Source organism: Staphylococcus capitis subsp. capitis, assembly GCF_040739495.1.
Lineage (GTDB): Bacteria > Bacillota > Bacilli > Staphylococcales > Staphylococcaceae > Staphylococcus > Staphylococcus capitis.
The window spans coordinates 2,127,197-2,149,503 of sequence record NZ_CP145263.1 but is presented as its reverse complement, the minus strand read 5'-3'; the positions used below and the strand labels follow the sequence as shown (position 1 = coordinate 2,149,503).

The window sequence follows — 22,307 nt, the reverse complement described above, 5'->3', positions numbered from 1 at the left end:
CTTTTTTAAAATTTCAACTAACGCCAAAATCTAAATTCACGCTGCCAAAAATCAATCTGCTTTTGCAATTGTTTTTCGTTCGCTTTTAAAGTCGATTTCATTAATACCGTTAAATCAACTGGAGATATTTCTTTAATTAATTGCTTATATTTATTCTTAGTACGTCTTTCTAATTTTCCCCATTCTTCTTCGTCATTCAACAACATAAAAACCATTGCTCTATCAGAAGTACGTTCGATAGTTTTCCAATCTGGTTGTAATATATGTAAATCATCAAAACAATCGTTCCAATAATCAACCATAACTCTTTTTAATTCAATTTCTACACGCCATAGATGTTCTGAAACAACTTCAATATCTGCATTATCCCTACGTTCCTGTTTTTTATTATAAATTCTAATAAACCTATCACTGTCACGAACACCAAAATATTTTGTTTCTGGTTTACCATTACGACCATAAAAAATAGTTTTCTTAACTGATTTATCAGTCATTGCATAATAATCACTTAAATCATCTTCAAAATCAAAAGCTAAATCTAATCTTGTAAAACCGTCATCTTCCATGTAGTCGATAACATTTTGTTTTAACCAAAGCATTTCTTCATGCGTAAGTTTATTTGGATTAAATTCAACACGCATATTACGTCTATCCCACGTATCTGCTTTTACTTTGTCATATTCAATATAAACTTTTTCTTGTAGCGCCTTAGCTTTAAATTTAGTTTGAAGTATATCCCAAAGTGGTTCTGTTGCAAAGTTGAATTTATAGTATAATTTTAACAAAAAGGAGTCTTCTGTATGAACTATTTCAGATATAAACAATTTAACAAGGATGTTATCACTGTAGCCGTTGGCTACTATCTAAGATATGCATTGAGTTATCGTAATATATCTGAAATATTAAGGGAACGTGGTGTAAATGTTCATTATTCAACGGTCTACCGTTGGGTTCAAGAATATGCCCCAATTTTATATCAAATTTGGAAGAAGAAGCATAAAAAAGCTTATTACAAATGGCGTATTGATGAAACGTACATCAAAATAAAAGGAAAATGGAGCTATTTATATCGTGCTATTGATGCAGAGGGACATACATTAGATATTTGGTTGCGTAAGCAACGAGATAATCATTCAGCATATGCGTTTATCAAACGTCTCATTAAAAAATTTGGAAAACCTCAAAAGGTAGTTACAGATCAGGCACCTTCAACGAAGGTAGCAATGGCTAAAGTAATTAAAGCTTTTAAACTTAAACCTGACTGTCATTTGTACATCGAAATATCTGAATAACCTCATTGAGCAAGATCACCGTCATATTAAAGTAAGAAAGACAAGATATCAAAGTATCAATACGGCAAAGAATACTTTAAAAGGTATTGAATGTATTTACGCTCTATATAAAAAGAACCGCAGGTCTCTTCAGATCTACGGATTTTCCCCATGCCACGAAATTAGCATCATGCTAGCAAGTTAAGCGAACACTGACATGATATATTAGTGGTTAGCTATATTTTTTACTTTGCAACAGAACCCTTTTATAGTTAAAATTTTAGAACTTAAAATCATTTCAATTACGCTTTAAATAACTTAGAAATTATCCTCATATTTTTTAACCCTTGAATATTAACTCTACAATAATTGGAACTCATTATAAGTGAATGTGTCCTTTGGTATATTTATAATTTTTAGGGTCTTTAGGTGGAACAAGCGCTCTACTAATATTCAGTAATCCAATTTTACCACATAACATTACGATGATAATAATAAACTCAGTCCAATTATAGTATTCGGAAGTTAAATCCATAGTGAGACCGACTGTACTGAATGCTGATACGACTTCGAAGAGTATTTTGATTAAAGGTATATTGGAATTGATTATGGTAAGTATAAACGTAACCATACCGATAAATGCAATAGAAATGAGAATAGTTACGAAAGACAACTGTATGTATCTTTCTGATATTTCTCTATTAAATATAGAGTTGTTTTTTTCTTTGCGTATCGTATTAAAAATAGCGATTGTTGCAATAACAAAAGTTGTAACCTTTATACCACCTGCAGCACTCAATGGTGCACCTCCAATAAACATGAGAGCCATAAGTAATAAAGCTGTCGGTGTTTTAATGTTTCCAACGTCAATTGTGTTAAATCCTGCAGTCCTTGTTGTCACTGATTGGAAAAATGCATTTCCTATTTTTTCAATTAATCCCATGTGTAGCATAGAGTTTTGATTTTCTAGTAAAAAGAAGAAAACCGTGCCTATCAAAATTAATAATCCAGTGGTAGTTAACACGAGTTTAGAGTGTAAGGATAATTTTCTAAAACTTTTGGCGTTCCACAAATCAACCACGACTAAATGTCCCAAACCTCCCAAAATGATAAGTATTGGAATAGTGATAATGATTACCGGATCATTTGAAAAATCGATTAAGTTGTTTTTAAAAAGGGCGAATCCTGCGTTGTTAAATGCGGAAACTGAAGTGAATAGACTTAAAAATAGACCTTTACCTATGCCAAATTTTGGAATAAACGATAAACATAGACAAAGTGTACCAAATAATTCAGTGGCGATGCTGTATATGGCTAGATGTTTAATAAGTTTAATTACACCACCGGGTTCGTCAATATTCCAAGTAATCATAAATAAAATTCTATTGTTAATTGATATTTTCTTATTTAAAAAGATGAGAGTTAGCATTGCTACAGTGACAATACCTAATCCACCAATTTGTATAAGTAATAAGATAATGATTTCTCCAAAAATATTAAATTGTGTTCCAACATCAACTGGTGATAGACCTGTTACTGTGAATGCGCTAGAAGCTACAAACAATGCGTCAATAAAGTTAATGGGTTTCTTCCCTGTATAGGGCAAATAGAGTAGAAAAGCACCAATTAAAGTTGTCAACAGAAATAACATAAGATAGAAATATAAAGGTTTATTTACTTTGCTCATAAATTTCCACCATTCTTTATATGAGTTATATAACAAAGATGATAATATCATAAGTGAATTTTAAAATGTAATAACTTGTTAAACTTTTTAAATATTTACTATTCACAATGAGTATAACCACTATATCAGATTTAAAAAGATGCTTATCCTTAATAAGAGATAATTATTAAAATTGTAGTAGTAACTATTAAATTAAAATACTTCAAAGTAAAGTAGGGGGGGAATATGCGTAGTGTAATTAAGTTGGAAAATGCATTTTTATTCATAATCACAATCGCCGTTTATGTTAAATTAGAATGTTCTATATGGCTGTTTTTACTTTTACTATTAGTTCCAGATATATTTATGTTAGGATATGTGATTAATAGAAAAACAGGGAGTTATGTCTACAATATTGGACACACGTATATCACACCTATAATTATCGCGCTATTATATTTATACATTGATGAAAGTTACTATTACAGATTGCTTTAATATGGTTAGCTCATATTAGTATGGATAGAACTTTAGGTTTCAGACTCAAATATTCTTCAGATACTGATAAAACGATAATACAAAAGATGTAATCGTAGTTTCTGAATAGATATTTCAAGTTATACAAATCAATGGTATTAACAAAGTAGAAGGATAAAATGTTTTAATAAAATAAGAGCATCCTCATTTTAATATAAAGGATGCTCTACTCTAGTGGTACATTGATAAAAATCCACTTTAAACAATTACTATAAAGACACCAATAATTGCAATTAAAACAATTGCAATAGCAAATCCTGTTTCGACTTTAGTAAAAACTTTTTCGTTTGGTTGAAATTGGTGTCTAGCATAGATATAAAAGGGTATACCTAATGCATATATTATAAATGATATCACTGTATATTTAATACCAGCAGATATACCCATGTACATAATGCCACATAAAGCTATTATTCCAATAATAAGTGCATATTTTCTACTATATTGATGATGTCCTGGCCAATTTTCTTTTTTATAAGAACTTTTCACTAAAAATAAAATTGATAATAAATAAGGAGGAACTGTCATTGTTCCTACAATAGTTAACATAGTATTAAAAGCCTGAGTAGAAAAATGGGTTAAAATAATAATTATTTCCATAATAATTGAAGACGTAATCAATGAAACATAAGGTATTTCATTCTTATTAGTTCTAGCAAATTGTTTTGGAAAATGCTTTGCTTTTGCTGCAGCATAAGGCATTTCAGATAACATTAGAGTCCATGTTAACCATGAAGCTAATATAGCTACAATAACACCAACAGCTATAATAATTCTTCCAGCTGGTCCAATAACTATACTTAATAAAACTCCTGAAGATGGACTTTGCATTGCTGCAATTTGACCATAGCTTTTTAAACCTAATGGTAACAACGTTGCCAAAGCATATAAGATTAAACAGATAACAAACCCTAAGTGCGTTGCTTTTTTAACTTCATCTTGTGACTTAGCTTTATCAGATAAAACTACCGCACCTTCTACACCACCGAATACCCAAAGTGTAGTCATCATTGTTGATGATATTTGATGTTGCAATGAACCTAAGTCTCTATCATTAAGATGAGGTACCGCATGATTTGCAAACATATTTGTAGTAAAACTACCCCAATTAAAGGAAATAGCCATTACTACTAAAAATATTGCTGTTGTTAACAACATACCTACCGTTCCAGCTATTTCAACGGAAGAAGCTGTTTTAACTCCATTCAATATTAACAAGCTCATCAACCATAGGATAATACTACCACCTATAATGGATCCTATATTGTTTCCTCCAGTAAATTTTCCAGGAAAAAAAAAGTCTAATGTAGACATAAGTAAAACCGAATAGGTTACATTAGCAAAACACTCACAAATCCAATAGCCCCAGCTCGTAAAGAAACCGGCATATCCACCAAACCCTTTTTCTACATATTGATATAAACCAGTTTTATATTCTGGATATATATCAGTTAATATCATAAAACTTTTGACTATGAACCACATAATAAATCCTGTGATTAGCCAAGCAAATATTTGTCCGATTACTCCTGCATGAACAGCCATATTTTGGGGAAGATCATAAATCCCTCCCCCAACCATGGCTGATAAAACTACCGCAGTCAAAGCCCATAATCCCAATTTTTTGGAGCCATTTTTCTGATTTTCTGTATTATTAAGATTTGAATTTTCTTTTTGTTGTGACATGAATCCTCACTCCGAATTAATATTTAATTCCATTTTTAGTAAGTGACTCATAACCCATTTTATCTAACCATTCAGATAGATCTATATCTTGTAAACTATAAAAACTTTCCTCAGGTTTATTAATATCACCATTTGGAATTGCAGTAATAGGAAATGTGAAATAAGGTCCCACTGTTATAGCGTTACCGATTTCACCAGGCTCCATCATTGTATACGCAAAGCCAATCCATGAAGATTTGTAACGAACATGGTTATCTTCACCACATTCTGCTATTGAGTTAGCTATAGCATGACGTTTTTCATTCAAGTATTCCACTAATTTATCTTCACTAGGGTCTTTCCAAATACCAGCATCTTCAACAAACATATCTGAATCTTTTGTATTATCCTCAGCAAAGGAAATAGCAATGGCTGACCAAACACCATAACCTTCATCTTCATTTAGTTCTCTATTTTCTTTCGGTCTTGACGCTATAACTCCTTTATTGGCACAGATTGACATTGCTCCTGGAGTTAAAGGATGTCGTCTCTCTTGTTCAGTTCCGAAATATTCAACAAGAGCATTTTGCAATGGTTTTGAATCATAAATTGGTAATTCACTGCCATCCCATTGTTTTACAGAGAACAATGAACTAGCTTCATCTACCTCCGGATTTCTTAAAATATCATATCCCAATGTAGAACCCTGCAAGCCAGTGAAAGATGATGCAGTTATCATGTTAATTTGTCCCATGTATGCATTTTTAGCTTCAGCACGATCGTAAGAAACAATATTATCTAGTACATTATCATCCGTTTTTTTACGTGTACCTGCATCTACTTTTAATCCGGCTACATAACCTTCGCCAATATTACCATCTTCCATAAATCCTTTAGAATACTTTGCTCCTTTGTTTAAGGCTACACGACTAATACCAATTTCCCTTAAGATTTCATCCGTTTTTTTCATAACTAACCCTTCTTTTAGATAAGACTTAAAAATTTTCGCTATTGGCTTCAGTACATTTTACAATTTAAACGGTATCACTAATATTAAATATTTCAAGTAAAAACACATAAAACAAATTTAAATTCAAATAAACTTAAATACCTTTTGTTAACTTGTTTGTGATATCATTATTTTAGATTTAAACGGTAAGTTTCTCTTGTTAGAAGGTGAAATTTAAATGAATTATTTAAATAATAAAGTAAGTAGGATATTAGTTATATCCACAATTGGATCATTACTTTTTTCAGTATCTGGGATATTTTTATGAATTATTTCTAATAGTGATATGGTTTTATTAGATGGATTATACTCAGTTATTAGTTTGGTTATTTCATCATTGTCATTATTTACATCGTATATGATAAAAAAACCTAACCGAGACTCATTTCCATTTGGCAAATATATTTTTCAACCATTAACTATTGTTTTCAATTCATCTATATTATTATTATGTATTTTATCTTTGATATCTTCAGCAAATGCTATTTTAAACAATGGACGTATAATAAATGCGAATATTGGTTTAGGGTACGGAATCTTTTCTTTTTTAGGTTGTGGATTAATCTATCTAATTTTGTTTAAAAATAAATCTGATTTAATTTACACTGAAAAACTTCAATGGCTATTAGATACTTGTGTTAGTTTTGAACTTATTATAGGTTTTGCTATAATTTTTGTTGTCAAGTGCACTTCTTTTAGCTGGTTTATTCCATATATAGACCCTGTGCTAGTTTTAATGGCTGGTGTTATTCTCATCTTTATGCCTATTCGCTTATTATTTAATAATTTCAAAGAAATTATATCAATGTCTGCTTCAGATGAAATTCAATATAATCTTCATGAAACTATTAAAGAAATGAATGCTAAATATTATATAAAAGAGGAAGATTTAAGGATAACTAAAATTGGTCAAATGATATATATAGATTTACAGAATATAGTTGATAACACTTCTAAAATCCAAACAATAAAACAAACAGACAAATATAGAAATGAAGTTATAGAAATAATTAATAAAGACTTTAATAACTTTGATAAATGGTTAAACATTTCATTTACAAAGCAATTTTATTCCAAACAAATTAATTAATTATATTTTAAAAAGATTATAAAGTCGCACTTTATAAGCTTTTTTAATCAAAATTAATATCGGAGTTAAAAATGAAAAAAGAAAAACGTTTAAGTATCATACTAACTGTTATACAACAAAATCAATTTAATAAAAAACAACAAATAGTGGACTACATGGCAAAACATTTTGGAGTTTACTATAGCTTGACAACTATTTCTCGTGATTTACAAGAATTAGAAATTTACAAAATCCCTGTTGAAAATAAAAAGTATATTTACAAAAAAATAAATCAAAAAAAACAATTAAGTGCAAAAAAGCAATTAGAGATATTTAGTGATGAAATTATTGAATTCACAACGTTAAGTAACTATGTCTTAATAAAAACAGCTCCTGGATTTGCTCAAAGTATAAGTTATTACATAGATCAATTACAAATGAAAGAAATACTAGGAACTATTGGAGGTAATGATACTTTAATGATTTTGACTTCTTCTAATGAAATGGCAGAATTTGTTTGTTATCAATTATTCCCTTCATAATTAAATGATTACTAATACAAAAAAATGGATAAAAAATTTTTTTGTATGAATAAGATAAGGTTTTAACAATATTTTTTTAAATTATTCACTATTATATAGCACAAAATACATATTTATACAAAATTTTGAATTGAATAAATCTATATATGTGAAAACACTCTAGTAATTATTGTGAATAAAATCACATTATGTTTTTTGAAAACGCTTTATAATATAAATGTAATAAAGCAAAGGAGGAAATTGAATATGGTACAAGGACCCATTCAAGTAAATAGTGAAATAGGCAAATTGAAAACTGTGTTGTTAAAAAGACCAGGAAAAGAATTAGAAAATTTAGTACCAGATCATTTAAGTGGTTTATTATTTGATGATATTCCCTACTTAAAAGTTGCACAAGAAGAGCATGACAAATTTGCTCAAACTTTGAGAGATGAAGGAATCGAAGTAGTTTATTTAGAAAAACTTGCAGCAGAATCTATTACTGAGCCAGAAGTACGCGAGAACTTCATAAACGACATATTAACAGAATCTAAAAAGACAATATTAGGTCATGAAACTGAAATTAAAGAATTCTTTTCAAAGTTATCTGACCAAGAACTTGTAAATAAAATCATGGCTGGCGTACGTAAAGAAGAAATTCAACTTGAAACAACTCATTTAGTAGAGTATATGGATGATAGATATCCATTTTACTTAGATCCAATGCCCAACCTTTATTTTACAAGAGATCCCCAAGCTTCAATTGGTAGAGGAATGACAATTAACAGAATGTATTGGAGAGCACGACGTAGAGAATCTATTTTTATGACATATATACTGAAACATCATCCAAGATTTAAAGATAAAGATGTACCAGTATGGTTAGATCGTAACTCACCATTTAATATTGAAGGTGGAGATGAATTAGTATTATCGGAAGATGTTTTAGCTATTGGTATATCAGAACGTACATCAGCTCAAGCAATAGAAAAGTTAGCACGTAATATTTTCAAAGATGCAAACACAAGTTTTAAAAAAATCGTAGCTATTGAAATACCTAATACACGTACATTTATGCATCTAGATACAGTACTAACTATGATTGACTACGATAAGTTTACAGTACATGCAGCAATATTTAAAGAAGAAAATAACATGAATATATTTACCATAGAACAAAATGATGGTAAGGACGATATAAAAATTACTCGTTCTAGCAAGTTACGTGAAACACTTTCTGAAGTTTTAGAAGTAGAAAAAGTCGACTTTATACCAACAGGTAATGGTGACGTGATTGATGGAGCACGCGAACAATGGAATGATGGTTCAAACACATTATGTATTCGTCCAGGGGTAGTAGTGACATACGATCGCAACTATGTATCAAACCAACTTTTACGCGACAAAGGAATTAAAGTAATTGAAATTACCGGTAGTGAACTTGTACGTGGACGCGGAGGTCCAAGATGTATGAGTCAACCATTATTTAGAGAGGATATTTAAATTAGTAAGGTAGTAAAAATCACAAGTAATTCGATCTTTAAGTTAAATAGCAAGATTTTTACTACCCTTATTAGGGGAGATTAATATGGATGAAAATAAATTAGGTAAAACTTCCTTAATTGGTTTAGTCATAGGATCTATGATTGGTGGTGGTGCATTCAATATCATCTCAGATATGGGCGGTCAAGCTGGTGGCCTTGCAATAATTATAGGTTGGATAATAACTGCTATCGGTATGATTTCTCTTGCTTTCGTATTTCAAAATTTAACTAATGAGCGACCAGATCTTGATGGTGGAATTTATAGTTATGCTCAAACAGGATTTGGAGATTTTATTGGTTTCTCAAGTGCTTGGGGTTATTGGTTTGCAGCATTTCTAGGTAACGTGGCTTATGCAACCCTATTAATGTCAGCCGTGGGTAACTTTTTCCCTATATTTAAAGGAGGTAACACACTTCCAAGTATTATCGTAGCATCAATTTTATTATGGGGCGTACATTTTTTAATACTTAGAGGTGTAGAAACTGCAGCGTTTATAAATAGTATTGTTACAGTAGCTAAATTAATACCTATATTTCTAGTTATTATATGCATGATAGTTGTATTCAACTTCAGTACTTTTAAATCCGGTTTTTATGGTATGACTAGTGGAAGTGTTGGCGTTTTTAGTTGGGGAGATACAATGGCACAAGTAAAAAGTACTATGTTAGTAACTGTATGGGTATTCACAGGGATTGAAGGAGCCGTTGTCTTTTCTGGACGTGCAAAGTCTAAAAAGGATGTAGGAACTGCTACCGTTATTGGTTTGATTTCTGTACTAGTCATTTATTTCTTAATGACTGTACTAGCCCAAGGTGTCATTCAGCAGAACCAAATTTCAAAACTTGCTAATCCATCAATGGCACAAGTATTAGAACATATTGTAGGTCATTGGGGTTCAGTGTTAGTTAATATAGGCTTAATTATCTCTGTTTTAGGAGCTTGGTTAGGATGGACATTACTAGCTGGTGAATTACCATTCATTGTAGCTAAAGATGGACTTTTCCCGAAATGGTTTGCTAAAGAAAATAAGAATAAAGCTCCGGTCAACGCTTTAATTATTACTAATATATTAGTTCAGTTATTTTTAATTAGTATGTTGTTTACAGATAGTGCCTATCAGTTTGCGTTTTCACTTGCATCAAGTGCAATCTTAATTCCATATACACTCAGTGCTTTTTACCAGGTTAAATATACTATTCAAAATAAATCTAAAGCTAGTTTAAAACAATGGATAATAGGAATTATTGCATCTATTTACACAATTTGGTTGGTTTATGCAGCTGGATTAGATTATTTACTATTAACAATGTTGTTATATATACCTGGATTACTCGTATACAGCTACGTACAAAGGGATAATAACAAACATTTGACAAAATTGGATTATACGTTATTCATATTCATCATTGTACTTGCAATAATGGGAATAATTCGTTTGATTACAGGTAATATTTCTGTATTTTAAGTTATGATTTAAACTAAGTAATTTTTAAGGGGTTTATAGTTATGTATGAAGAAAATATTTATATTAAAAATTCAGAATATGAATTTGATAATAATCTTAAACAATTAGCATCATACTTAAATATTCCTGTTAGTATTATTAGACCTTATAAGGAGGACTTAACACTTTGTCAATATAAAAAAGGACAAGTCATATATCATTCAACTAATCAAATAAAATTTGTATACTTTTTAGTCAATGGTTGTATTTTACATGAATCTTCTAATATTACTGGCGATAATTATTTAAGATTAAGTAAAGATGAAAATATATTTCCAATGAACCTCATATTTTATGAAACCCTTGCACCTTATGAAGTATGTACAGCTTTAACAGACTGTAAAATTATAACTTTACCGAAAGATTTACTTGAGTATTTATGTAGAAAACATAAAGAAATATTTGAAAGTCTCTTCAAGAAGCTTAATGAGACTATTCAATTTCAAGTAGAATATATTATGGCGTTAAGAGCTAATTCAGCTAAAGAAAGAATTGAAAGAATACTACAAATTTTATGCTGTTCAATTGGGGATGATAATGGAGAATTCTATGAATTAAAACAAATTATGACTGTTCAATTAATAAGTAATTTATCTGGACTTAACAGAAAAACTACTGGTGAAATAATCAGAGAATTAAAAACAGAAAACATTATATACCAAGATAAAAGAAATTGGATTATTAAAAAATAAAAAATTAATGAAAAAGGAGATATTTAAAATGAAAAATTTAAGAAATAGAAACTTTTTAACTTTGCTAGACTTCACACAAAAAGAAATGGAATTTTTACTTAACTTATCTGAAGATCTTAAACGTGCAAAATATGCAGGAATAGAACAACAAAAAATGAAAGGTAAAAATATCGCTCTACTTTTTGAAAAAGATTCAACGCGTACTCGATGTGCATTTGAAACAGCGGCTTATGATCAAGGTGCACATGTAACATATCTTGGACCAACAGGTTCTCAAATGGGTAAAAAAGAGTCTGCCAAAGATACTGCTCGTGTTTTAGGCGGAATGTATGATGGCATAGAATATCGCGGATTTTCACAACGAGTAGTTGAAGACTTGGCAAAATATTCTGGCGTACCGGTATGGAATGGTTTAACTGACGAAGATCATCCAACACAAGTACTTGCTGACTTTTTAACAGCTAAAGAAGTATTAAAGAAACCATATAATGAAATTAATTTCACATACGTTGGAGATGGACGTAATAATGTTGCAAATGCCTTAATGCAAGGAGCAGCAATTATGGGCATGACCTTCCATCTCGTATGTCCCAAAGAACTAAATCCAACTGACGAGTTATTAAACCGTTGTAATAATATAGCTGAGAAAAATGGTGGTAAAATCCTTGTAACTGATGATATCGATGAAGGAGTCAAAGGATCTGATGTAATTTATACAGATGTTTGGGTATCTATGGGTGAACCTGATGAAGTTTGGGAAAAACGTATTAAACTGTTAGAACCATACCGTGTAACTAAAGAATTAATGAAAAAAACAGGAAACCCAGATACTATTTTTGAACATTGTCTACCATCATTCCATGATACTGAAACAAAAATCGGTAAACAGATTCAAGAGAAGTATGGATTAAATGAAATGGAAGTAACAAATGAAGTATTTGAAAGTGAACAATCAGTTGTTTTCCAAGAGGCAGAGAATAGAGCTCATACAATAAAAGCAGTCATGGTAGCAACATTAGGAGAATAAATGAAAGGAGGATATAAATATGTCTAAAATCGTCGTAGCTTTGGGTGGTAACGCTTTAGGGCAATCACCTAAAGAACAATTAGATTTATTAAAAAGTACAGCTAAATCTCTAGTAAGTTTAATCAATAAAGGATACGAAATTGTAATTAGTCATGGTAATGGCCCACAAGTTGGAAGTATTAACTTAGGTTTAAATTATGCGGCGGAACACAAACAAGGTCCTCCTTTTCCTTTCCCTGAATGTGGAGCTATGAGCCAAGCTTATATTGGCTATCAAATGCAAGAAAGTTTACAAAACGAACTTCATTCAATGGGCATAGATAAACAAGTTGTTACGCTAGTAACACAAGTTCAAGTTGCAAGCGATGATTCTGCTTTCAATAACCCTACTAAACCAATTGGATTATTTTATACAAAAGAGCAGGCTGATAAAACCACGAAAGAAAAAGGTTATACTTTTGTAGAAGATGCTGGACGTGGCTATCGTCGCGTTGTCCCTTCCCCACAACCTATAAATATAGTCGAGTTAGATAGTATAGAAACATTAATCACGCATGGAACACTAGTTATCGCTGCCGGCGGTGGTGGAGTTCCAGTGATTAAGGAAAATGAAGTTTATAAAGGTGTTGATGCAGTTATTGATAAAGATAAAACGAGCGCTTTATTAGCAGCACATTTACAATCTGATCAATTAATCATATTAACTGCTGTAGATCATGTTTACATTAACTATGGAAAAGAAAACCAAAAAGGTCTTGGTGAAGTATCTGTGGATGAAATGAAAAAACATATATCTGATGGTCAATTTGCTAAAGGAAGTATGCTTCCAAAAGTTGAAGCTGCACTTCAATTTCTTGAAAAAAATACTAAAGGCAGTGTTTTGATTACATCTCTAGCAGGCTTAGGGGACGCTTTAGACGGTAAAATAGGAACATTAATTAAGAATTGAAATTATAATACTTTAGTTCAATTACCTTTATAAACAAAAGAGCCTATAACCCTAGGCTCTTTTGTTCTTTTATTTATTAATTTGATACCTTCTAACATTATAAGTTAACTATCGAAGGAGATGAAACCGTTGGAACAAGCGACCAATGATAATAAAAAGAAAAAACGTTTTAACTTTAGAATGCCAGGTGCATTTATGATTCTTTTTATCCTAACAGTTGTCGCAGTTATAGCAACTTGGATAATCCCCGCGGGTGCATATTCAAAACTTTCATATGAACCTTCATCCCAAGAATTAAAAATTGTCAATCCTCATCATCAGGTAAAAAAAGTTCCTGGAACACAAAAGGAGCTTGATCGATTAGGAGTTAAAATCAAAATAGAACAATTTAAATCTGGTGCAATTAATAAATCCGTTTCAATTCCTAATACTTACGAACGTCTAAAACAACATCCAGCTGGTCTTGATCAAATTACCAGCAGCATGGTTAAAGGAACCATCGAAGCCGTCGATATTATGGTCTTTATACTTGTTCTAGGTGGACTGATTGGTATTGTTCAAGCGAGTGGGTCCTTTGAATCAGGGTTGTTAGCACTTACTCAAAAAACCAAAGGTCATGAATTTATGTTGATTATGTTCGTAGCAATTTTAATGATTCTGGGTGGAACACTATGTGGCATTGAAGAGGAAGCTGTAGCGTTCTATCCTGTACTCGTTCCAATATTTATTGCGCTCGGATATGATTCTATTGTCTCTGTCGGTGCAATTTTCTTAGCAAGCTCTGTGGGCAGTACATTCTCAACAATCAACCCATTCTCAGTCGTCATTGCTTCTAATGCAGCAGGAATAACTTTTACTGATGGTCTTTATTGGAGAATAGGCGCTTGTATCATCGGTGCCATATTTGTTATTAGTTATTTGTTCTGGTATTGTAAAAAAATTAAAAAAGATCCTAAATCCTCTTATTCTTATGAAGACAAAGTAGCATTTGAAAAACAATGGTCTGTGCTCCATGAAGACGGTTCTTCTGAGTTTACATTACGTAAAAAGATTATTCTTACGCTTTTCGTCTTACCGTTCCCTATTATGGTTTGGGGCGTCATGACACAAGGATGGTGGTTCCCAGTCATGGCATCTGCATTCTTAATCTTTACCATTGTCATCATGTTTATTGCTGGGACAGGACAATATGGTTTAGGTGAAAAAGGTACTGTAGATGCATTCGTTAATGGCGCTTCAAGTTTAGTAGGTGTATCTTTAATCATTGGTTTAGCTCGAGGAATTAACTTAGTATTGAATAAAGGAATGATTTCTGACACAATCTTGCACTTTTCATCATCTATCGTGCAACATATGAGTGGGCCTTTATTTATCATTGTTCTGCTCTTTATCTTTTTCTGTTTAGGATTTATCGTGCCATCATCATCAGGATTAGCACTACTATCTATGCCTATCTTTGCGCCATTAGCTGATACAGTAGGTATACCAAGATTTGTTATTGTTACAACATATCAATTCGGTCAGTATGCAATGTTGTTCTTAGCGCCTACTGGACTTGTAATGGCAACACTTCAAATGTTAAACATGCGCTACTCACACTGGTTACGTTTCGTATGGCCTGTTGTCGCGTTTGTTTTAATATTTGGTGGTGGCTTACTAATTACACAAGTTTTAATATATTCTTAATTCGTTTATAATTGATTATATACTGTTAGAAAACCGATGCTAAAGAGGATATGGAAGTCCATATCTGAGTTAAATAGTCTCAAGAAGACTTTTATATTAACGTTCGCTGTGTCTAGACCCTTAACTTTGAGAATAGTTAAGGGTTTAATTTTTTGTCTTAATTACTATATTCTGTGAATATTTAATTAGTCAGCAACATCAATTAACCCAACTCTACTTAATTGTAGATAAATATGTACATTGAAAATTAAATATTGAAGGTCGCAAAATGAAGTTGAATATAACCAAGTTATGTTTACTTCCAAGTAATATCTCCTCAAAGGTAATTGAAAGTAATTTAGAAAAATTTTTGAGTTCCTCTTTGATATTTAATAATTCTTACTTATTAAAAAAGCAAATAGCTCCCATGATTATTTCTATTGAAGATATAAAGAGGTGTTTATAAGTTCTAGTTGATTGGAAAGTGAAATAAAATATCTAAATAGCTTATTTGGTACTTCAAATGAACTAAATTCATCAATTATTTTCTTAAATTTAATTCAAAAGGCCTACGGTTACTTGTCTGAATATATTGTAGTGGATACTGGTTATGGCAGTGAACCCAATTATATGGCAATTATAGATGATTTTAATCGAACACCGCTTATAACCTACGGCATGTTTCTTAAAAATAAAAATATAAAATATAAAGTTGACATCTTTAATACACAAAATTAGGAATATGACGAAATTAATAATGAATACATTTGTCCAAATAATAAACGATTAGATTTTAAAAGATATGCCTATCGTCATAATAAGTATGGACTTAAGAGAGACTTTAAATCATAATGAATGTGATTATTGTTCAAAATGTCCTCTGAAAAATCAGTGTATGAAATTCTTCTCAAAATTTCATACACTGATTTTTCATCTACATTGACTAATTCATCAAAGTGAATATGTGAAGTGGAATCAACAACTTCTTTTGTATTTTTAAAAACATTAGTTTGTATTTTCTTACATTGTTTGTGCTCATCAAACCGAAATATTACTTCTCTAACTATTCTCGTATTTTCAAGGTCTAAAGTGACTTGAACTTCAATATTTTCTTCTTCTCCAATTGTTGTGTAAGCCAAAGGACATTTCAGATTTGAATCAAATAATCCTTCTTGTATATTCAATGTCTCTTCAAATTCTCGCAATTTATAATTTCTTATATTTTTACATATGAGCAAATAGTCATTAATGAACTCCTTAGTTTTTGTCATGCTACACACACCTTTTATCTATTTTTACTTTCAGTAAGTAATGAAATTTCTAATATCACATTTATTAATGCTAATAAAATGTTTACTACTTTTAATACGTTTATACTCCTTTTCTTCATTGTAAAAACTCCTTTATATGTTATAATAAAACCAAATTGAAGGAGGAGTTAGGGCTCCCCCTTACTGAACTAGTCTACTAATTCAGTAATTAAAGTTATTATTGCTCTTAATAAGTTAATTAATCTTATTAGGAGCTTTTTTGTTGATTCTTTCAATGTGGAGCCAACCTCCTTCAAATTAATCTCTCACTACCCAGCCAACCACCACATAGTGAGAATGGCATCACCTCCTTTTCTTTTTTTTATTATTTATTTATTTTTTTCTGTGTTGCAAAGCCACTGCAACAAGTCGTTAGGAGAAATGACAAGGTGACAAACTATAAAATTTTTCGACTGGCTTGAGCCATCAAGAAAAAATTTATGTGCCTTGTCATTTTGAACAGACTTGTTAAAAGCATCATCTTTGATGATGCGGGTGAGCGTGCCAACACAAAAAAATAAATAATAAAAATTCATAATAAAATGGAAAGTGATTTCTCACTTTCCTTCATTTTCATTCGTATTTTCTATAAGAAAATACACAAGGTGCTAATGAATTTTCATTAGCACCTTGCCGTTAAAATAGTAATTAAACTTCTTTACTTGAATTATATTATTATATGTCTTACGTTGAGAGTGTAGTCAATGTTTTCTCATTGGGCAACTTCAATCAAGATATTTCTAAATTTAAGGAGGCTTACATATGGCTGAAGATAAATTAGATAAAGTTAAAGGCAATATTAAAGAAACTGTTGGCGATGCTACTAACAATGACAATTTAGAACAAGAAGGTAAAAAAGATAAAGCATCAGGTAAAGCCAAAGAAGTCGTTGATAACGTTAAAGACAAAGCATCTGATGTTGTTGACAAGTTTAAAAAGTAAAATCTTAAGCCACTCATATAGAGTGGCTTTTCTTATTCAATATCTTTTATATTTTTCATGGGTATTTCCATGGTTTCGTTCCCATCTTCGTTACTAATAATAATAACTTGATTGAATGTATCTACCGTTTTAATGTAAGCCTCATGCTGGTAATAATAACCCTGCTTCCAATAAGTCACAACTGCTTTTTCTTTAAAGTGTTTTTTCCAGTTTACTTTTTCATTTAAAACATTAAGTTGATCGTCTAAAAGCGTAGGACGTTCTGTTTTATTTTGATCTTCCATATATTGTTCTATTTGTTGATATTGCTCAGGAATCGTCTTAAAAGCTATCCACTTAACAAACCCTCTGCCTTTAGGAACATTAGAATCTAAATACTCTCTAGGAATCTTACGATAATCTGTTTCACCCTCATATTGTTTAGGAATCATATACAAACACCTCAACTATATAATAGAACGTATGTTCGTATTAGTAAACCCTCTCCTTCATATAAAATGGCTTTCAAAATTTTGAATGTGTTTTACTTAATCTTTTGACGTACGTTATTAGCGTACGTTATAATATATATAATAAATAAAGGGAGGCCTTGAATGAAAAGTAAAACACCAACAGAAGCTCGTAAAGATTTTTATCAGTTATTAAAACGTGTGAATAATGACCATGAACCAGTATATATTGAAGGCAAATATGATGAGAGTAATGCTGTTATTATAGGCATGGAAGATTGGCGTAGCATTAATGAAACGATATATCTTGAGGCTACAGGCACAATGGACAAAGTTAGAGAACGTGAGCATGACAACAGTGGTTATACAAACATAGATGATATTGATTGGGCTAGACTTTAATGGCTAAATATAAAATCAACATAAAGAATTCAGCGAAGACAGATTTGAATAAGATAAAACGTTCTCACTTACAAGAACAATTTTTGAAAATCGTAGAAATATTAAAATATGATCCATATCAACAAAGTCAATCCTTTGAAAAATTGCACCCTAAACATTTAGGACGATACTCAAGACGTATCAATCATCAACATAGAGTTGTCTATACAATTGATGAGGAAAATAAAGAAGTATTAATATTAGCAGCTTGGTCTCATTATGAATGAAAAGGAGGACTCGTTAATGAAAATTAATGATGAACTCATTGAAAATTTATTGAAAGATAAATCAGGATTGCGTCAAGAAAATACGAAAAACCTAACAAAAACACTTGTTGAAAAATATAAAGATCCAAATACATCTCAAAAAACAAAAAAAGAAATTAGAGAGCTTTTTCGACGACTATATAAGTAACGGAGAGAATAACTATAATAATTAGAAAAAGTTCGATTCTTTAATAAATCAACATCATGTAAAAAACGAACTATTATGAGTAGTATTCAAATTATTATTCTTAAAAGGAATGTGTCGGTCTATTATGCTCATATCAATTATATAACTATCATCCCAATAATCTATAGTCGTTAACATTTTATTATAATAAGTCATCTTATCATTTATATTTTGCAGTAATAGTGCTCACTTTCATACTGCTTTGGAAGCATTTCATAATTTTCCCTCTTCCATATAATAGAACAAACGTTCTTTTATAGGAGAGGAAATTTTAAAAATTTAAAATAGAATTCTAAAAACATAATAATTATTATATATTGATTAAAGATATAATGAAATTAGAGGCGAAAATTTATGCTACGATACACAGAATTGATAATAAGAAAATTTTAACAATCTATTGATAAAATTTTCTTATTAGTATTTAGCATGGCAACTCCTAGAATAATAATTAGCAGTATAATAATCATTGAGATAATTCATTTTTTATTTTTAAACTTTGTAATTAAAGAGCCAATAGCTACAAGAGTTATAAATGTAAGTATCCAACTTACTATAGTTACTAACATCTTTAAATTCCTCCTTCACTAATAATTTTATTCATCTTATCTTCATCATTTGATACTATGTCTACGATTCTTTTAAGATTTTATAATTTTTTGATATAGGTTCATACCTTAAAGTCTCGTAGCCAACGATTGAAGAAGGCAAAATGATACCCTTATTTGCTTTAACATTAGCTAATATAGATTCATAGTTAGTTATAGTAAAAGTTATTTAATATTAATTTGTTGTCCTTCTTGTAAAGATCTTTTAGGTTTTTCAATGACTCGATCACCTAATTTTAATCCTTTCTTAGCAATGAGTTTATTTTTAATCTTTACTATTTTAACTCTACGTTTTTGTACATAATTATCCTTATTAACTATAAAAACATAATTTTTATTAATGATACTATTTTGAGGAATTTCAATCATATTATAAGGAATTGTTACTTTCCCAGTAAATCCTGCTCTCACACCATGATTTAAATCAGAAATTGTAATCATATATTTAGGTTCATAGTTTTTATAGTAACGTTCTTTTTTCATATTTATAGGTAAGTTATCAATAGACTGGACCTTACCTTTTACATTTTCACTGTCACTATCTAATTTAAAGTTAACGTTACTTCCTTTTTTTATCTTATTAACTATATATTGTGAAGCTCTCATCTTAATAACTGACTTTGTAGAAACTAATTTTAAAATTTCGTCACCATTTTTACCGCTAATTGAATTACTAATTTTCACTTCACCATTAAAAGCTGCATATATATCTTTACTAGACAGATTGTCATGCTGATTTAATTTTTGTTGAGCTTTAAATAACCTTTGGTAATCATTAGATATTTGCTTTTGATAACTACTGCTATTGTGTTTAGCTACGTTTTGATAATCACGATTTAAATCTTCTTTAACGTTATTAATATTATCCACTAGATTAGGCCTGTTGCTACTATTAGTATCATAATAAATAAGGGGGGTCCCTTTTTTCACTTTTCTAAAATCTTTAATTTGTGGTCTAATATATTCTCCTATATTTTTATTAATTTTATACACTTTAACATGTTCAGGAAAAACGATACCCTTACCAGAAATGTCTTTTCTATCTTCCACTTTAACAACTTTATATGTATCCAAGTTGTTAAAATATAAATGATTTGTCTTTTTTAAAATGATTAATCCTATAATTATAACTACTATAATTATAGTTATAATTGGTAACCACATCTTTTTCATCAACTAACGACTCCTATATTAAAGTAAATAATTATATTTAAAAAGTCCCAGCCACAATGACTGAGACTTAAATGTACTATTTATTCATCTTTAAAATAAATGATTAATTTTATCTAATATTTCTTGCTTAGAATCTGACTATTGATTATTTTTAATGGTATCATAAACATCATGATTTATATAGGCGCCTTCTTTTTTACCAAAATCATTAGAATTTTCATCGACATTAATACCTTTAAAGTTGATTGGTCCCCAAGATTGATTATTTTCAATATCGTAATTCCATAGTGTCCAACTTATCTTAGAATTTTCTTTATTTTTGAAACTTTTAAATATATGGTCAAAGTCGTTTTTATTAGGATTTACAGGATTTTTACCTTCAGGACCAGGACTTCCTGCATAGTGAGCATTAAATTCGCCTAAATAAGTAGGTACATTATAGTGACTAGCTTTGTCATTTAAAGTTTCAAGTTCACGGTCAAATGTATCTTGTATTCCTTTATGAGAAGTCGTTTCCTTATTGTAAGGATATTTATGATACTCATAGACAATATTATTAGTAGGATCATTGAATTCTTGAGGATCTTTTAAATCCTGAGGATACCAAGCCTCTAAGAAAGCAATATGTTTATCTCCAGTGTCTCTAATAGACTTCAAAGCTCCTTTATAAAACTCTTTGACTTCCTCATCAACGTGTTGGGCAGGAGCTTTAGGCTCATTAAGTAAATCGTATCCAGCTACACCATTGTTATTTTTATAGTGCTGAGCAATTTGATACCAAATTTCTTTGGCTTTACCCTGAGCATCTGGGTCTTTCCAAAAATTACCTATAGAACCGTTAGCTTCTGCAGAATGTTCTTGTCCATTCTGAGAACCTGGTACACCATGCATGTCGATAATAACATACAGTCCATGACTATTAGCTTTATCAATAAATTTATCCATTGCTTTGAATGGCTCTTTTCTCATCTTCAAGTCTTTAGGAGCCATACCTGCTTTGTAATTTGTTAAATTAATATAGTTAATGGGTAAACGAATCGTATTCATTCCCATATCTTTCAAATTTTTAAAATCTTTATCTTCCCAACGATTTTCAGTATATTTATCTAGTAATTGATGTGTTTTTTTAGCTCCATACTTACCATCCATCTCATCGTTAATTGATTTATAATCTTTATGTTTAGCACTTCCCAAACCACCTAACCATTGTTCAGTAGTAAATACATTGCCTGCATTTACACCTTTCAATCGATAATTATGGCCATCTTTTTGTATTTCTTTACCCTTTGTAGTTAATGGGCTCATACTATCAGCATGAGCAACATGTCCTGAATTTAAAGCTGGAATGCTTGATAATAAAGTACTTGCTACAAGTACAGAACTAATTATAGATTTCTTCATAATTACTACTCCTTTTTCATAAATCTAAATCATTGTTATTAAACTGAAACAATTTTCTAACTTGAATAAAGATATAAAGTGAATGTACATATATAATACTAATGTAATAATTTTAATTAAATCAATAAATTTACATTAAATTTACAATTATTTTAAAATAACTTTTAAATATTTATATTTAATTCAACTTAATACTGTTAATATCTAGCTAACACCATCTATCTTTGAAATTTTAGTGCTGTAATTTCGTTAGAAGAATTAACAATTTAAAATTCATTGACGCTTTCTCAATAAGAAAAATAGTTTTCTTGCCTTAATTTTAAAATCAACATTATAATATCATTTATAAAAGTACACTCCATAAAGTTAAATTTTAGTCCAACTTTATGGAGTGTACATCAGAAAAAATC

19 protein-coding genes and 3 pseudogenes are annotated in these 22,307 nt (G+C 30.3%); 15 read left to right on the top strand and 7 right to left on the bottom strand.

What is annotated here, in order from left to right; genetic code table 11:
- Positions 1-17 precede the first annotated feature (17 nt).
- Positions 18-743 (bottom strand): annotated as a pseudogene (locus V6C74_RS10700) (replication initiation factor domain-containing protein); the annotation flags it as partial.
- Between the two features lie 57 nt (positions 744-800).
- Between V6C74_RS10700 and V6C74_RS10695 the strand changes: the two are divergent.
- A protein-coding gene (locus V6C74_RS10695; protein WP_229717000.1) for an IS6 family transposase occupies positions 801-1,476 on the top strand; the annotation gives its coding sequence in 2 pieces (ribosomal slippage) (positions 801-1,271 and positions 1,273-1,476; 675 coding nt in all).
- 174 nt (positions 1,477-1,650) lie between these two features.
- Here the strand turns inward: V6C74_RS10695 and V6C74_RS10690 are convergent.
- Positions 1,651-2,958 (bottom strand): TrkH family potassium uptake protein, encoded by a 1,308-nt coding sequence (locus V6C74_RS10690; RefSeq protein ID WP_016898871.1) that lies wholly within the window; start codon positions 2,956-2,958, stop codon positions 1,651-1,653.
- 225 nt (positions 2,959-3,183) lie between these two features.
- Here V6C74_RS10690 and V6C74_RS10685 point away from each other — a divergent pair.
- A pseudogene (locus V6C74_RS10685) lies at positions 3,184-3,527 on the top strand (DUF4260 domain-containing protein).
- 145 nt (positions 3,528-3,672) lie between these two features.
- On the opposite strand, the gene V6C74_RS10680 reads toward V6C74_RS10685, so the two are convergent.
- Positions 3,673-5,160 carry a basic amino acid/polyamine antiporter gene (locus tag V6C74_RS10680; RefSeq protein WP_002452607.1) on the bottom strand — a complete coding sequence of 496 codons (1,488 nt, stop codon included), beginning with the start codon at positions 5,158-5,160 and terminating at the stop codon, positions 3,673-3,675.
- A 16-nt stretch (positions 5,161-5,176) separates the two neighbouring features.
- Complete coding sequence (hdcA, locus tag V6C74_RS10675; protein ID WP_002452606.1) at positions 5,177-6,109, bottom strand: histidine decarboxylase, pyruvoyl type; 933 nt, start codon at positions 6,107-6,109, stop codon at positions 5,177-5,179.
- Between the two features lie 307 nt (positions 6,110-6,416).
- Between hdcA and V6C74_RS10670 the strand changes: the two genes are divergently transcribed.
- The 10 genes and pseudogenes from V6C74_RS10670 (at position 6,417) to V6C74_RS10625 (ending at position 17,372) form a co-directional block, all read left to right on the top strand.
- Complete coding sequence (locus V6C74_RS10670) at positions 6,417-7,238, top strand: cation transporter (RefSeq protein ID WP_306008927.1); 822 nt, start codon at positions 6,417-6,419, stop codon at positions 7,236-7,238.
- Between the two features lie 71 nt (positions 7,239-7,309).
- Positions 7,310-7,759, top strand: coding sequence for an arginine repressor (locus V6C74_RS10665; protein WP_016898867.1), 450 nt, complete (start codon positions 7,310-7,312; stop codon positions 7,757-7,759).
- Between the two features lie 246 nt (positions 7,760-8,005).
- Positions 8,006-9,241 (top strand): arginine deiminase, encoded by a 1,236-nt coding sequence (gene arcA, locus V6C74_RS10660; protein ID WP_002452603.1) that lies wholly within the window; start codon positions 8,006-8,008, stop codon positions 9,239-9,241.
- An 85-nt stretch (positions 9,242-9,326) separates the two neighbouring features.
- Positions 9,327-10,748, top strand: a complete 1,422-nt coding sequence (arcD, locus tag V6C74_RS10655) for an arginine-ornithine antiporter (RefSeq protein WP_002452602.1) — start codon at positions 9,327-9,329, stop codon at positions 10,746-10,748.
- 41 nt (positions 10,749-10,789) lie between these two features.
- The gene (locus tag V6C74_RS10650; protein WP_002452601.1) at positions 10,790-11,479 is read left to right on the top strand and encodes a Crp/Fnr family transcriptional regulator; all 690 of its coding nucleotides are present in this window, start codon (positions 10,790-10,792) and stop codon (positions 11,477-11,479) included.
- A 28-nt stretch (positions 11,480-11,507) separates the two neighbouring features.
- Entirely contained in the window at positions 11,508-12,506 is a 999-nt protein-coding gene (gene argF, locus V6C74_RS10645; RefSeq protein ID WP_016898866.1) for an ornithine carbamoyltransferase, read from the top strand.
- Positions 12,507-12,525: 19 nt separating this feature from the next.
- Positions 12,526-13,455 carry a carbamate kinase gene (gene arcC, locus V6C74_RS10640; protein WP_002452599.1) on the top strand — a complete coding sequence of 310 codons (930 nt, stop codon included), beginning with the start codon at positions 12,526-12,528 and terminating at the stop codon, positions 13,453-13,455.
- Between the two features lie 120 nt (positions 13,456-13,575).
- Entirely contained in the window at positions 13,576-15,141 is a 1,566-nt protein-coding gene (locus tag V6C74_RS10635; RefSeq protein ID WP_100209067.1) for a YfcC family protein, read from the top strand.
- A 513-nt stretch (positions 15,142-15,654) separates the two neighbouring features.
- Positions 15,655-16,033: pseudogene (locus V6C74_RS10630) on the top strand (IS5/IS1182 family transposase); the annotation flags it as partial.
- Positions 16,034-17,192: 1,159 nt separating this feature from the next.
- Entirely contained in the window at positions 17,193-17,372 is a 180-nt protein-coding gene (locus V6C74_RS10625; RefSeq protein WP_001832816.1) for a CsbD family protein, read from the top strand.
- Positions 17,373-17,404: 32 nt separating this feature from the next.
- On the opposite strand, the gene V6C74_RS10620 is transcribed toward V6C74_RS10625, so the two are convergent.
- Entirely contained in the window at positions 17,405-17,803 is a 399-nt protein-coding gene (locus V6C74_RS10620; RefSeq protein ID WP_016898861.1) for a YolD-like family protein, read from the bottom strand.
- Positions 17,804-17,965: 162 nt separating this feature from the next.
- Between V6C74_RS10620 and V6C74_RS10615 the strand changes: the two genes are divergently transcribed.
- From V6C74_RS10615 to V6C74_RS10605, 3 genes are read left to right on the top strand one after another with little or no spacing between them, the layout of a single operon-like run.
- On the top strand, positions 17,966-18,223 hold the full coding sequence (locus tag V6C74_RS10615) for a type II toxin-antitoxin system Phd/YefM family antitoxin (protein ID WP_002441972.1): 258 nt from the start codon (positions 17,966-17,968) through the stop codon (positions 18,221-18,223).
- On the top strand, positions 18,223-18,489 hold the full coding sequence (locus tag V6C74_RS10610; RefSeq protein ID WP_016898859.1) for a Txe/YoeB family addiction module toxin: 267 nt from the start codon (positions 18,223-18,225) through the stop codon (positions 18,487-18,489). Before V6C74_RS10615 ends, V6C74_RS10610 begins: the two co-directional genes overlap by 1 nt.
- 16 nt (positions 18,490-18,505) lie before the next feature.
- Positions 18,506-18,676 carry a hypothetical protein gene (locus tag V6C74_RS10605; protein ID WP_016898857.1) on the top strand — a complete coding sequence of 57 codons (171 nt, stop codon included), beginning with the start codon at positions 18,506-18,508 and terminating at the stop codon, positions 18,674-18,676.
- 812 nt (positions 18,677-19,488) lie between these two features.
- On the opposite strand, the gene V6C74_RS10600 is transcribed toward V6C74_RS10605, so the two are convergent.
- On the bottom strand, positions 19,489-20,496 hold the full coding sequence (locus tag V6C74_RS10600) for an efflux RND transporter periplasmic adaptor subunit (RefSeq protein WP_016898855.1): 1,008 nt from the start codon (positions 20,494-20,496) through the stop codon (positions 19,489-19,491).
- Between the two features lie 138 nt (positions 20,497-20,634).
- Positions 20,635-21,897, bottom strand: coding sequence for a cellulase family glycosylhydrolase (locus V6C74_RS10595; RefSeq protein WP_016898854.1), 1,263 nt, complete (start codon positions 21,895-21,897; stop codon positions 20,635-20,637).
- Between the last annotated feature and the right edge of the window lie 410 nt (positions 21,898-22,307).

What these genes read in the sequence shown, in the direction of transcription:
- V6C74_RS10690 (WP_016898871.1), bottom strand. Translation starts at nt 2,958, where the DNA reads ATGAGCAAAGTAAATAAACCTTTATATTTCTATCTTATGTTATTTCTG.
- V6C74_RS10680 (WP_002452607.1), bottom strand. Translation starts at nt 5,160, where the DNA reads ATGTCACAACAAAAAGAAAATTCAAATCTTAATAATACAGAAAATCAG.
- hdcA (WP_002452606.1), bottom strand. Translation starts at nt 6,109, where the DNA reads ATGAAAAAAACGGATGAAATCTTAAGGGAAATTGGTATTAGTCGTGTA.
- V6C74_RS10665 (WP_016898867.1), top strand. Translation starts at nt 7,310, where the DNA reads ATGAAAAAAGAAAAACGTTTAAGTATCATACTAACTGTTATACAACAA.
- arcA (WP_002452603.1), top strand. Translation starts at nt 8,006, where the DNA reads ATGGTACAAGGACCCATTCAAGTAAATAGTGAAATAGGCAAATTGAAA.
- arcD (WP_002452602.1), top strand. Translation starts at nt 9,327, where the DNA reads ATGGATGAAAATAAATTAGGTAAAACTTCCTTAATTGGTTTAGTCATA.
- V6C74_RS10650 (WP_002452601.1), top strand. Translation starts at nt 10,790, where the DNA reads ATGTATGAAGAAAATATTTATATTAAAAATTCAGAATATGAATTTGAT.
- argF (WP_016898866.1), top strand. Translation starts at nt 11,508, where the DNA reads ATGAAAAATTTAAGAAATAGAAACTTTTTAACTTTGCTAGACTTCACA.
- arcC (WP_002452599.1), top strand. Translation starts at nt 12,526, where the DNA reads ATGTCTAAAATCGTCGTAGCTTTGGGTGGTAACGCTTTAGGGCAATCA.
- V6C74_RS10635 (WP_100209067.1), top strand. Translation starts at nt 13,576, where the DNA reads ATGAAACCGTTGGAACAAGCGACCAATGATAATAAAAAGAAAAAACGT.
- V6C74_RS10625 (WP_001832816.1), top strand. Translation starts at nt 17,193, where the DNA reads ATGGCTGAAGATAAATTAGATAAAGTTAAAGGCAATATTAAAGAAACT.
- V6C74_RS10620 (WP_016898861.1), bottom strand. Translation starts at nt 17,803, where the DNA reads ATGATTCCTAAACAATATGAGGGTGAAACAGATTATCGTAAGATTCCT.
- V6C74_RS10615 (WP_002441972.1), top strand. Translation starts at nt 17,966, where the DNA reads ATGAAAAGTAAAACACCAACAGAAGCTCGTAAAGATTTTTATCAGTTA.
- V6C74_RS10610 (WP_016898859.1), top strand. Translation starts at nt 18,223, where the DNA reads ATGGCTAAATATAAAATCAACATAAAGAATTCAGCGAAGACAGATTTG.
- V6C74_RS10605 (WP_016898857.1), top strand. Translation starts at nt 18,506, where the DNA reads ATGAAAATTAATGATGAACTCATTGAAAATTTATTGAAAGATAAATCA.
- V6C74_RS10600 (WP_016898855.1), bottom strand. Translation starts at nt 20,496, where the DNA reads ATGAAAAAGATGTGGTTACCAATTATAACTATAATTATAGTAGTTATA.
- V6C74_RS10595 (WP_016898854.1), bottom strand. Translation starts at nt 21,897, where the DNA reads ATGAAGAAATCTATAATTAGTTCTGTACTTGTAGCAAGTACTTTATTA.